12 protein-coding genes are annotated in these 12136 nt (G+C 62.5%); 8 read left to right on the top strand and 4 right to left on the bottom strand.

What is annotated here, in order from left to right:
- Positions 1-4 precede the first annotated feature (4 nt).
- The 3 genes from I7X09_RS10765 to I7X09_RS10755 are packed head-to-tail and all read left to right on the top strand — an operon-like array spanning position 5 to position 2937.
- Positions 5-991 (top strand): hypothetical protein, encoded by a 987-nt coding sequence (locus I7X09_RS10765; RefSeq protein ID WP_200316737.1) that lies wholly within the window; start codon positions 5-7, stop codon positions 989-991.
- 9 nt (positions 992-1000) lie between these two features.
- On the top strand, positions 1001-2290 hold the full coding sequence (locus tag I7X09_RS10760; RefSeq protein ID WP_442800588.1) for an adenylosuccinate synthetase: 1290 nt from the start codon (positions 1001-1003) through the stop codon (positions 2288-2290).
- Positions 2287-2937, top strand: a complete 651-nt coding sequence (locus tag I7X09_RS10755; RefSeq protein ID WP_200316733.1) for an NUDIX hydrolase — start codon at positions 2287-2289, stop codon at positions 2935-2937. Before I7X09_RS10760 ends, I7X09_RS10755 begins: the two co-directional genes overlap by 4 nt.
- 6 nt (positions 2938-2943) lie before the next feature.
- On the opposite strand, the gene hppD is transcribed toward I7X09_RS10755, so the two are convergent.
- Positions 2944-4149, bottom strand: a complete 1206-nt coding sequence (gene hppD, locus I7X09_RS10750) for a 4-hydroxyphenylpyruvate dioxygenase (protein ID WP_200316731.1) — start codon at positions 4147-4149, stop codon at positions 2944-2946.
- Between the two features lie 177 nt (positions 4150-4326).
- Between hppD and I7X09_RS10745 the strand changes: the two genes are divergently transcribed.
- Entirely contained in the window at positions 4327-4857 is a 531-nt protein-coding gene (locus I7X09_RS10745; protein ID WP_200316729.1) for an Lrp/AsnC family transcriptional regulator, read from the top strand.
- Here I7X09_RS10745 and I7X09_RS10740 read toward each other — a convergent pair.
- The gene (locus tag I7X09_RS10740) at positions 4845-6389 is read right to left on the bottom strand and encodes an MFS transporter (RefSeq protein WP_200316728.1); all 1545 of its coding nucleotides are present in this window, start codon (positions 6387-6389) and stop codon (positions 4845-4847) included. The two genes, I7X09_RS10745 and I7X09_RS10740, sit on opposite strands and share 13 nt — an antisense overlap.
- Positions 6390-6445: 56 nt before the next feature.
- On the opposite strand from I7X09_RS10740, the gene I7X09_RS10735 reads away from it, so the two are divergent.
- Positions 6446-7096 carry a TetR/AcrR family transcriptional regulator gene (locus I7X09_RS10735; protein WP_095968504.1) on the top strand — a complete coding sequence of 217 codons (651 nt, stop codon included), beginning with the start codon at positions 6446-6448 and terminating at the stop codon, positions 7094-7096.
- 3 nt (positions 7097-7099) lie between these two features.
- On the opposite strand, the gene I7X09_RS10730 is transcribed toward I7X09_RS10735, so the two are convergent.
- Complete coding sequence (locus I7X09_RS10730; protein ID WP_378375216.1) at positions 7100-8200, bottom strand: adenylate/guanylate cyclase domain-containing protein; 1101 nt, start codon at positions 8198-8200, stop codon at positions 7100-7102.
- 225 nt (positions 8201-8425) lie between these two features.
- Here I7X09_RS10730 and I7X09_RS10725 point away from each other — a divergent pair, with 225 nt between their 5' ends.
- Together I7X09_RS10725 and I7X09_RS10720 are read left to right on the top strand one after the other, a co-directional pair.
- Positions 8426-9145 (top strand): DUF6319 family protein, encoded by a 720-nt coding sequence (locus I7X09_RS10725; protein WP_095968506.1) that lies wholly within the window; start codon positions 8426-8428, stop codon positions 9143-9145.
- A gap of 74 nt (positions 9146-9219) precedes the next feature.
- Complete coding sequence (locus I7X09_RS10720) at positions 9220-9876, top strand: S1 family peptidase (protein WP_007732621.1); 657 nt, start codon at positions 9220-9222, stop codon at positions 9874-9876.
- A 13-nt stretch (positions 9877-9889) separates the two neighbouring features.
- On the opposite strand, the gene ilvD is transcribed toward I7X09_RS10720, so the two are convergent.
- On the bottom strand, positions 9890-11584 hold the full coding sequence (gene ilvD / locus I7X09_RS10715) for a dihydroxy-acid dehydratase (protein ID WP_095968507.1): 1695 nt from the start codon (positions 11582-11584) through the stop codon (positions 9890-9892).
- Positions 11585-11741: 157 nt separating this feature from the next.
- On the opposite strand from ilvD, the gene I7X09_RS10710 reads away from it, so the two are divergent.
- A complete protein-coding gene (locus I7X09_RS10710) occupies positions 11742-12068 on the top strand; it encodes a hypothetical protein (protein WP_206028794.1) in 327 nt (108 codons plus the stop codon).
- Positions 12069-12136 lie beyond the last annotated feature (68 nt).

The following is a 12136-nucleotide window of genomic DNA, read 5'->3' as shown; positions in this document are numbered from 1 at the left end:
CATCATGGGCTACGGATACTGGGATGACAACACCTATTTGGCGGGCAAGACTTTCCGTGCCGCGCGCGGTGTCGACGACTTCGGCTACACCGATTTGCTTCGGTCGCGTCCGCGAAGCAGTTGGAAGGCGGACCCGACCCTCGACCCCTTCGGCGTCGACAAGCGTGAATGCCGAGATTCGGACGGACACCCCGATTCTCTGCCGATAGCAGTGCTTTTCGATGTCACCGGTTCGATGGGTGCTGTCCCCCGCATCATGCAGGACAAGCTCGGGAAGCTACACGGACTGCTCCAACGGAAGGGATATGCGGATGATCCGCAGATTCTGTTCGGCGGTATCGGCGACGCAGATTCCGACCGGGTGCCGCTTCAAGTCGGACAGTTCGAGTCGGGAAACGCGATGGACGAACAGTTACGCACCATTTTTCTCGAAGGCAACGGAGGCGGTCAGAAATCGGAAAGCTATGAATTGGCGGCATATTTCATGGCGCGTCACACGAGTACCGACGCCTGGGAGAAGCGGGGACGGAAAGGCTACCTCTTCATCATCGGCGACGAGTTGAACAAGCCGAGACTCTCGGCTCGTCACATCCGTTCGGTGATCGGTGACAAGGTGCGTCAGGACGTATCGGTGCCGTCGATCTACCGTGAACTCGAAGAACGGTGGAATGTCTACTACGTGTTGCCCGATCAGTCGTCGTACTTCAATGATCCGGAAATCGCCGATCACTGGAGGGAGTTGCTCGGTGAGCGGTTCGTGAAACTCGACAACCCCGCTGCAGTATGCGAACTGATAGCACTGACGGTCGGAATCGGCGAGGACCGTATCGACCTGCGTGACGGGCTGGCGGATCTCCGTGACATCGGTTCCAGGGCTGAAGCCGAGACCGTCGGAAAGGCTCTGGCTCGGATTCCGAGTCGCAATCCGGCAACGGTGGCCGGATTGCCCCGCGACCTCGGAACGAGCACTGACGATGTCGATTTCGCTTGAGAGGAGAACATGATGGAGCCGTTCGAAGACCGCGACATCGTCGTCGTAGACCTCGGGTTCGGAGATGCAGGGAAGGGAGCAACCGTCGATTGGCTGTGCTCCGATCAAGCCGACCTGGATGTGGCCGCAGTGGTCCGCTTCAACGGTGGGGCACAGGCAGCGCACAACGTAACGGTCGGCGAGCGGCACCACACGTTTTCGCAGTTCGGTTCGGGCACGCTGTCCGGCGTCCCGACGTTTCTCTCGAGATTCGTGTTGGTCGAGCCCATCGCGCTCGCCCGGGAGGCGCGTGCTCTGGAAGCGCTCGGAGTTCGAAACCCGTTCGATCTGATACGGATCGACGCGCGCGCATTGTTGACGACACCGATTCACGTGGCCGCCAACAGGGCCCGCGAGGATGCTCGCGGCGGTAACCGACACGGCTCGTGTGGAAAGGGGATCGGTGAGACTGCGGCGTATGCGCTCGAAGTTGCGAATGCGCCTACGGTGGGGGACTGCCTTCGGCCGGACTCCTTGCGTCGTAAGTTGTCGGCGTTGGCCACATTCCACGATCCGATGATCGCGGAGAGTCGCCACGGTTTTCCGCCGATCGACGACATGGTCGACATGTATACGGAATTCGCTGCGGTCGTGGACATCACCGGTCCGGAGGCTTTGGGTGCGATCGGTGCTGATGGCCGATTGGTGTTCGAGGGGGCACAAGGTGTCCTTCTCGACGAGTGGCGGGGCTTTCACCCACACACCACATGGTCGACGGTCGAGCCGTCGAATGCGCGAGCAATGATCGACCAGTTGGGCCGGGACAGTTACGTACTCGGTGTCACCCGCACCTACATGACACGGCACGGAGCTGGGCCCTTCCCGACCGAGGATCCAGCGCTGGCGAAGGTCTTGCCCGAGGAGCACAACGGCACCGGCGAGTATCAAGGTGAGTTTCGGATCGGGCACCTCGACGAGTTGTTGTTGCGCTACGCAATCGAGGTCAGCGGTGGCGTCGACGGATTGGCGCTGACGCACCTCGATGCGATGGATCGTGGCCTGACGGCAGGCATCCCGATCCACGGGGTGCAGGAATACGAGGGGTGGCGATCCCTCCCGGTCGGACAGTGGAAGGATCTCGATCACCAACAGGCACTGACAGATGCCTTGCAAGCCGTAGCGGTTGTGCCGAAGGGTATTCCGACTGACAGGGAGGGCTTCGCCGGTTACCTGGGTCAGGAAATGGGAGTTCCGGTGGTTCTGACTGCCGACGGCCCTGACCGGGCCGATCGTCGTGAGTGGAGCCCTGTGCCTGCATGATGGACGGTGTGGACCAGTCACTTGTCTCGATCGATGTCATCGCGCTCCGGTTCGGCAATCCGGAACCCGGGATGTTGCGATTTGCCGTCACTCCGCGGCAAGCGGAGCCGTACACCGGGCAGTTGGCGCTGCCCGGTGTACTGCTGGGCGCCGGTGAGCGGTTGCAGGACGCCGCCAGGCGAGCCGTGACCACCAAGCTCGGAATTCCCGAAGAGAAGATCCTGGCCGGTGGACAACTGACCGTGTTCGACGAGCCCAATCGCGACCCTCGTGGTCCGACGCTCTCGGTGACCATGTGGGCAGTGATCTCGTCTGACGAGGTGCCGGGTTCAGCCGAATGGGTGAGCTGGGACAACCCGGGGGACCTTGCGTTCGACCACAATCGGATAGTCGCCGATACTCGCCCCATCCTTGCGGACACCCTCTTGTGGCGAGATCAGGCATTCACACGAGCGCTGCTGGGACCGTCGTTTCCGGCGTCGTACGCCTTGGCCGTGGCGGAGGAGCTTTCCGGTGTGCGTCCGGACCCGGGCAACTTGAACCGCACACTCAAGTCGCTGCCCGGACTGGAACGAACCGACGAACGAGTCCGGGTCAGCGCCACCGGGCGACCCGCGGTGGTCTGGGCTTGGACCGAAAACAGCTGACCCACCTCAGAAGTTGCCCCGCGCAGCCTGCTCACGCTCGATCGCTTCGAACAGGGCCTTGAAGTTTCCCAGCCCGAATCCCAGCGATCCGTGGCGCTCGATGATCTCGAAGAACACGGTGGGCCGATCACCGATCGGCTTGGTGAAGATCTGTAGAAGATAGCCGTCTTCGTCGCGGTCGACCAAGATGCCTCGCTTCTGCAATTCCTCGATCGGGACTCGAACCTCGCCGATGCGCGCTCGGAGTTCGGGATCCTCGTAATACGAAGCAGGAGTGGAGAGAAACTCGATTCCTTCGTCGACCAGAGCGTCCACCGCTGCGAGAATGTCGTTGGTCGCAAGTGCAAGATGCTGAGCGCCTGGGCCTTGGTAGAACTCGAGGTATTCGTCGATCTGCGACCGCTTCTTCGCGACAGCAGGTTCGTTGAGTGGGAACTTGACTCGGTGATTTCCGCTCGAGACGACCTTGCTCATCAGTGCCGAGTAGTCGGTCGCGATGTCGCCGCCCACGAACTCGGCCATGTTGGTGAATCCCATGACTCGGTTGTAGAAGTCGACCCACTGGTCCATCTTCCCCAGTTCGACGTTTCCGACGACGTGGTCGAGGGCCTGGAAGATTCGTTTCGGTGCGCCGTCACGCTTGCGGTACGACGACGTCCGTTCGACATAGCCGGGGAGGTAAGGGCCGGTGTAGCGGGAACGGTCGACGAGGGTGTGCCGAGTCTCGCCGTACGTCGCGATGGTGGCCAGGCGGACGGTGCCGTGCTCGTCGGTGATGTCGTGCGGTTCACTCAACACCGTCGCACCTTGGGTGATGGCGTGCCCGATGCACTTGTCCACGTCGGGGACGCTGAGCGCGATGTCGCGAATGCCGTCACCGTGACGGCTGTGATGTTCGATCAGCGGACTTGCCGGATCCACAGCACCCTTGACGACAAACCGGACCGCCCCGCTCTTGAGTACAAACGCGTGGTGGTCGCGGTTTCCGGTCGACGGACCTGAATAGGCCACCAATTCCATGCCGAACCCAGACTGGAAGAAATGCGAAGTCTGCGTAGCGTTTCCGACGATCCATTCGAGTCCGTCCCACCCGCTCACGGGGAAGGGATCGTGATCGCTGTCGTACTCGACCAAGCCGACCAACTGGCGCAATTGCTCCAGATCCAGGCCGGCCAACTGTTCGTCGTCGGTGAGAGTCTGTTCGACGGTCATGATGAGTCCCCTCTGAGTGCGATGTACACAGCGCGGTGCTCGAGTTATGTTCGGCACTGCCAGTACAAACAGATAAGTCCTTCCAAGGTTGGGTAGTCAACGGAGGTAGTTGAAAGTAGACACAGCGCCGGAATCCGAAGACAACGGCATGGTTTTGTAGGCAGTTTGCATAGTTGAATGGCGAGTGGAGCAGACGTGAATCTCGACGCAGTGGATCTGGCTCTGTTGGACGCGATGAACAAGCACCCGAGAGCCGGTGCGTTGGAGCTTTCGCGTCAGGTCAAGGTTGCCCGGGCGACGGTGCAGGCGAGATTGAAAAGGATGGAAGACGCGGGCGTCATCGCCGGATACGCACCGCACGTCAATTTGGCTGCAGCGGGTTTCGGAGTGCAAGCATTCGTGACTTTGCAGATCGCCCAGGGGGCGCTCGACACCGTCACAGCGGAACTCGAGGCAATACCCGGTGTGCTCGAAGCCTTTGCCACTACCGGTTCCGGCGACGTGCTGTGCAGGATTGCCGCTGCGTCGCACGAGGATTTGCAAGCGACGCTGCTCGAACTGAATCGGTCGGGGATAGCCACCCGGTCGACCAGCGTCATGGTTCTCTCGGTGGTGGTACCGCTCCGGTCGATGCCCCTGCTGCAGACGTTGCAGTCCAAGCAGGCGACCAAGGCTCCGGCGTATCGACGCGACGGTCAGTCTCGCTGACGACCCGGAGCCCAGAATCCCAGAACGATCGCGGATACCCACATGATCGCGGCGAGCGTGAGTGCTCCTTGATCCATGCCTTTAATGAAGGATTCACGGGCGAATTCGGCCAACTGGGCTCCCTGCGGCCCGGCTGCTTCGGCGACATGGAGAGCAGCGGCCAGAGAACCGGATACCGGTTCCTTGGCGGGTTCGGGCAGCAAGTCGACCGCGGGCTGGACGTGATTGCCGTAGCCGGCGGCGAGGATACTTCCCGCCAGTGCAACACCGATGGCAGAGCCGATCTCACGGGTTGCGTCGTTGACCGCTGAGGCAACACCCTGTTTTGAGTCTGGTGCGTTGGAGACGATGGCAGCAGTGGCGGGAGTTGTCGACAAGCCCAATCCGATAGCGGCTACTACCAAGGGGACACAGACTTCGGCATAGGTCGAACTGGCGTCCAAGCGCGTCAAGAGCGCAATTCCGGTTCCGAGGAAGGCAACCCCGGTGGCGGTGAGAGCGCGAAGGCCGATACGCGGAATCAGTAGGGGCGCAACCACGGACAGCGCCATCACCGGGACGGCGATCGGCATGAGGGCGAGCGCCGATTGCAGTGGGGAGTAGTCGAGCACCAGTTGGAGATACTGCACGATCAGGAAGAACAAGCCGAAAGTCGCCAGGAATTGCAGAGTCAGTGACGCTGCGCCGCTGCCGAATGCGCGATTGGCGAACAGCCTCACGTCCAGAAGTGGATGGCGAGTGCGTAATTCGACCCAGCTGAAGACTGCCGTCATGGCAATTCCGCCGATCAGCAACGCGAGAACCACCGGATCGAGCCAACCGCGGGCGGGTGCCTCGATCATGCCCAGGACGAACAGTCCGATCGAGCCGGCGATCAGTGCGGTGCCAGGTAGATCGAGGGGAGCTGCCTCCGCGTCTTTCGATGTCACGATCGTGAACGACACCACGAGGATCAGGACGGAGATGACGGCCAGGCTGACGAAAATCGAATGCCAGGACCACTTTTCGAGGAGCAACCCGGAGACGACGAGTCCGGCGATTGCACCGGACCCTGCGACGCCGGACCAGACTCCGACGGCGCGGGCACGCTGCGCCGGCGGGAAACCTGCAGTGAGCAGAGACAACGTCGCCGGCATGACAAACGCGGCGCCGACGCCGGAGATCACGCGGGAGGCGATGATCCACGACGGCTCGTCCGCGAAGACCGGAATCGACGAGCCGGCAGCAAAAACAAGTAGTCCGAACATGAGCAGTTCGCGTCGACCGTAGCGATCGCCGAGTGCGCCCGCCGGCAACAGGAGGCAAGCCAGTGTGAGCGTGTACCCGTCCACGATCCACGTGAGCTGGCTCTGTGTTGCTCCGGTATCGCGGGCCAGGTCGGGAAGGGCCGTGTTGAGTGCGGCCATTGCTGCGACGACCAGCGCGACAGCGCAGCATGCGACCGTCAGCATCCAGATCTGTCGGATGGTCCACGTCGACTGTTCGAGCGTCGTATCGCTACTCACGAAACCTCCCGATAGAAACAAGACCATCAGTATCGTTACAAGAACAGCAGTTCCACAACCCCCAAGTGGGTATAACTGAAGTTGTGACGGTGGGAATCGACAAGCAGGGAATCGATCAGCAGGGAAACGACGAGGACCCGCGCAAACAGCGCTCCAGGTCGAGGTTGCTCGACGCAGCGACCACGCTGCTGGCAGAAGGCGGCGTCGACGCCGTGACGATCGATGCCGTCACCAAGTTGGCCAACGTCGCGCGTGCGACGCTGTATCGCCATTTCGACAGCGGCACGGAGTTACTCGCCGCGGCATTTGCACGTCTACTACCGCCGGTGCCGGAGATGTCCGGTGAAGGCGATCTCCGCGCGCAATTGCTCGAGTTGTTGACCAGTCAGGCCAAGGCCATCGAAAGCGCACCGATCCAGGTGACGGCGATGTGCTGGCTCGGCTTGGGACCGGAGCTGAAGGGTTACTCGAGCGTCGATGCCCTGTCCACGGACAAGCCCGAATTGCGATCGCTGCGCCAGACGGTTTTCGAGCAGTACCGTCACGCGTTCGATCGGATCCTGCGCTCGCCGGACGCGATCGACGCGTTGGGGGAGTACGACTACGACGTCGCACTTGCTCAGTTGGTCGGACCTTTGGTGCTCACCAAGCTGGCCACGCTGACGCCTCTCGGGGAGGCTGCGTGTGAGCAGATCGTGGACGACTTTCTGGCTGCACGCGGAGTGTCGAGCTGACGCTCACGGCTCCAGATTGCGTCGAAGGACGTACTGTTCGAGCCTGTCGATTCCGCGTACTCGTCGCGGACGGAGGTGTCGCAGTTTGAAATTGGCGTCCGAGCCGAGCTGGGTGGCCAGCTCGGAGTCGATCAGCACAGTGCCGGGGCGAGCGGAGCTGGTGAGGCGCGCGGCCTTGTTGACCACCGAACCGTAGAGATCTCCGAAGCGAACCAACGTCGGCCCCATGGCCAGACCCACCCGAAGCTGTGGATCGTCGTGATCGGCGAGGACCGCCTGCTGGATCTGCAAGGCGATCTCGGCGGCGTAGTGGGGGCTCTCGGCGGCGAACATGACCTCGTCACCGACGGTCTTGACCACCCAGCCGTAGTTGCGACCGATGATTTCGGTGGACGCGGACTCGAACCGCTCGAGCAGATCGTTGAGTTCGGCGGAGTCGAGGCCGCGGGTCAGCGAGGTGTACCCGACGATGTCGGCGAAACCCACTACCAGAACACGACTCGCTACTTCCTCGCCCGGGTTTCCGACGTTGCGGCCCGTCGAGGACGCGACGTGGCGCTTCCAGACGTACGTCTGCAGAGATTCGACAGCGGGAATGATCTCGGCGCCGAGGCGCAGAACGATCTTCCGGATCGCTTCGGGCTCGTGATCTGCCGAGTCGGCGAGCTGGTCGATGATGTGTGTGCTGATCAGCGAGACCTGCCACTCGGCCAACCTCGACATCGACTGCCCGAGTGAGCGGGCGGCAGCGACCTCACTGCTCTGCGAGATGACTCCTCGATTGACCATGTCGATAATCGTCTTGAGGGCGTCGGCGTCTTGCTGGGTGAACATGACGGCGTCGGGATCCTCGTCGACGGCAAAGCCCATCGCGACCCACAAACGATCGGCACGCTCGCGTGTCACACCGGCGAATTCTGCGATCTGTGACTGAGTGAAACATCGGGGCCCGCCGAGGAGAGACTCTTCGATGTCGGCTTGAATCCGGCTGAGCAGATGAGCATCGACGTCGACCGGATCAGCAGTGTGATGTTCGGCAGCGTGAGATTCAGCAGGGGCGGGTTCGGTGACCTCGTCGATCCACTCTGACTCCGAACTGCTCACCGTGCTCCTTCTTGCCGCAACGAATTTCTGTCCACCATCTTCCACGCGGTGCCCCGAGAACAGTACTGAATTGGCCGAACCGTCTACGGATCCTCGGGGTCAGGCGGGCGGTGAGAGTCAACACGTCGGTGGCTTGTGCAAGAGTTGCCCCGAGAAATGCACTGTCGATACCGAAATGCACTGTCGATACTGAAATGCACCACGTACTTCTGAAAGGACCTGCGCATGCCACCCCGTAGACGTTCCGGCGCCGCCGCATCAACGCCGGATCACCTCACTGCGGAAAATCTGGCAGCGCTCGCCACGGCTGTCGCCGAAGGTAAGCGCGCCACCGTCTATCTGCGCGAGGCGACTCCCAGCCTGGGGATCGAGGCCGGTACCTCGGCGAAAGTCGTGTCGGTGGACGGCAACACAGTGCTGATTCGCCCCAAGGGCGTCAACGACGAATTGCCTTTCGAGGCAGAGGAATTGCGCATCAACCGCGTCTCCGCGGCACCGGCCAAACCGGCGCCACGGCCCAAACCAGTTGTGGAGTCCGAACCCCTGATGGAGCCACTCGTAGAGCCTGTTCGACCGAAGCCGCGGGCGCAGCCTGCCCCCGCTCCGGTACCGACTACCACTGCTGCCCCTGCCGCGACACCTCGTCCGGCCGTCAAGCGTGCGAAGAAACTGCCGGCCGGCATCAGCGTCACGATCCATGCGGGCGCGGACAACGACTGGAGCGTGACGGTCACACAGGGCGCGAAGCGTCCGGGCAAAGCAGTTCCGGTCGCACCCGATGCAGTCGAGCGAGCTGTCCGCGAGTTGGGTGAGCCCACCGCCATCGAAGCCGTCGAGTCCATCATCGTCGCTGCGCGAGACATGGCTGCGGCTCGAGTCGACGAGTTGAGCCGCCAGCTCGAAGAGGCGCGCAAGATGCTCGAGGCGCTCGGAGCCACCGACTAGAACCGCTGCGTAAGTCCGCACTTTCCGGGGTATGCGTTTTTTGCAGCGGGGAGATTACCGGCGGAGAGATTGTGATGTTGCAGCGAATTGTTTCGGCTCTGGCAGCGTTGGTCTTGGCACTCGGACTCGGCTTCATCGTCAGCAGCAATGCGGTTGCTGCACCCACGCCCATGGGTGGTGGCTCGGGCATCATCATCGACAACCAGTTGGTGTGTACGTTGACCACCATCGGTCACGACAACGGCGGCAGACTCGTGGGTATCACCGCAGGTCACTGCGGCGGTCCTGGGTCGTTCGTGATCCCGGAAAGCAACGAGGACGCCGGCGTGGTCGGCACCTTCGTCGAGTCGAACCCCGACCTGGACTACGGGGTCATCCAGTTCGATCCGGGCAAGGTCACACCAGTGCGCACAGTGGGCGCGGCGACCATCACCTCGATCGGCGCACCGGCCAGTTTCCCGGCCACAGCCTGCAAGGAAGGCCGTACGACGGGCACCACCTGCGGCGTCGTCTGGGGAGACCTGAGCGCCGACGCATCCACCTGGACTCAGATCTGCGTCGACCACGGTGATTCGGGAGCCCCGGTCACGGTCGGGACGACGCTGGTCGCGATGGTCAACGCTTATCTCTGGGTGCCGTGCCTGGGGCCGGAACTCGGCACCAACATGACCTCCATCGTGGACACGATCAATGCCCACGGAGGCGTCGGCGCCGGGTACCGGCCCATCTAGCAGCGAGCTGGGATCAGCCGCACACCGCTCCACCCGATGCTGATCCCACGAGCTTGGAGTACTTGGCCAACACGCCACGTGTGTAGCGAGGCGGCAACGGCTCCCAGCCCTCCTTGCGAGCTTCCAGTTCGGAATCGTCGACCAACAATTCGAGTTGTCCGGTACCCACGTCGAGCCGGATCTGGTCGCCGTCGCGAACGAACGCGATGGGACCGCCGTCGACGGCCTCGGGCGCAACGTGTCCGACACACAGGCCGGTGGTGCCGCCCGAGAATCGTCCGTCCGTCAGCAGCAGGACGTCCTTGCCGAGACCCGCACCCTTGATCGCGCCGGTGATGGCCAGCATCTCGCGCATGCCGGGACCACCCTTCGGGCCCTCGTAGCGGATGACGACAACGTCACCGCCGGTGATGGTTCCGTCCTCGAGAGCATCCATCGCGGCGCGCTCGCGTTCGAAAACTCGTGCAGTGCCGACGAATACATCCGACTCGAATCCTGCCGACTTGACCACCGCGCCGCCGGGAGCGAGCGACCCCTTCAAGATCGTGATGCCTCCGGTCGGGTGGATGGGCTTGTTCATCGCCCGCAAGACCTTGCCGTCCGGATCGGGCGGGGTGATGTGCGCCAGATTCTCCGCAACAGTCTTGCCGGTGACGGTCAGACAATCTCCGTGCATGAGTCCCGCGTCGAGCAATGCCTTCATGATGACGGGGACGCCGCCGATACGGTCGACGTCCGTCATGACGTGCTTTCCGAAAGGCTTGACGTCGGCGAGGTGCGGGACCTTCGCGCCGACGCGGGCGAAATCGTCGAGCGTCAACGGGACGTACGCCTCGTGCGCGATCGCGAGGAGATGGAGCACCGCATTGGTGGAACCACCGAATGCCATGACTACTGCGATGGCGTTCTCGAACGCTTCCTTGGTGAGGATGTCCCTCGCGGTGATTCCGCGGCGCAGCAGTTCGACCACGGCTTTGCCGCTCTCGCGCGCGAATCCGTCGCGGCGACGATCCGGTGCGGGCGGTGAAGCGCTGCCGGGCAGCGACATTCCCATGGCCTCGGCGGCGCTGGCCATCGTGTTCGCGGTGTACATACCGCCGCACGCGCCTTCGCCCGGGCAGATCGCCCGTTCGATGGTGTCTACGTCGGCGCGGCTCATCAGCCCACGCGAGCAGGCGCCCACGGCCTCGAACGCGTCGATGACGGTGACTTCCCGCTCGCTGCCGTCGGACAGCTTGGCGACGCCGGGGAGAGTCGACCCGGCGTAGAGGAACACACTGGCGAGGTCGAGGCGGGCCGCCGCCATCATCATGCCGGGCAAGGATTTGTCGCAACCGGCGAGAAGAACCGATCCGTCGAGGCGCTCGGCCTGCATGACGGTCTCGACGCTGTCCGCGATCACTTCACGGGAGACGAGGGAGAAGTGCATGCCCTCGTGACCCATCGAAATGCCGTCGGAAACGGAGATAGTGCCGAATTCGAGGGGGAACCCGCCGGCCTCTCGGACGCCCTCCTTGACAGCCTTGGCCAGGCGATCGAGGGACAGGTTGCACGGGGTGATCTCGTTCCAGGACGAGGCGACGCCGATCTGCGACTTGACCCAGTCGTCGTCACCCATTCCTACTGCACGCAACATGCCGCGCGCTGCGGTCTTTTCGAGTCCGTCGGTGACGTCACGACTTCTGGGCTTGATGTCGGGTTCGGTCATTTTCCAAGCATAGGCGTCGGCGGGGTGTGTTTCCGGCAGACGAGCGACTCGAGTTGCCACGAAACGCCGGCCGTCTTGAATAGACTCATTGCATCGCAGTTGGGGCTGGGTGCGCAGGTGCTTCGAATACGGGGGGATTCAAGTGGAGTCGGAGCTGATGTCAGCTTTCGGGTTTGCAGTTCTGTCGGCGGTCTTGACCGGTGGTGGTGTCTTCCTGGTTGTTCTGACGGTCCTGCACGAGATCGCCCGGTGGAAGGGTCGATTCGTATCGGTGTGGTTGACGTTCTTTGCCGCACTGCTGATTCTGCCCGTGCTGTTCGGTGCGTTGATCGTCGGCTATGCCGCGTTCACCCAGGTCGACGGGTCCGAGACTCTGATTCCGTCGGTGTTCTGGATCTTGATTGCGACCGGGGGTGCACTCGGCGGCTACATCGGAGTCAAGGTCGGTGTGGTTCGGGGCTCGGCCCTCGACTACCGGTTGTAATCCGGATCGACTCGATCAAACTTGCAGAGAAGCGCAGGCGAAGCCTGGGTGAACATCCCGAAGCTCTC

Source organism: Rhodococcus sp. P-2, assembly GCF_016598535.1.
Classification (GTDB): Bacteria; Actinomycetota; Actinomycetes; order Mycobacteriales; family Mycobacteriaceae; genus Rhodococcus_F; species Rhodococcus_F baikonurensis.
Note: the sequence above shows the minus strand (reverse complement) of the source record. Positions and strands in the feature narration are given on the sequence as shown.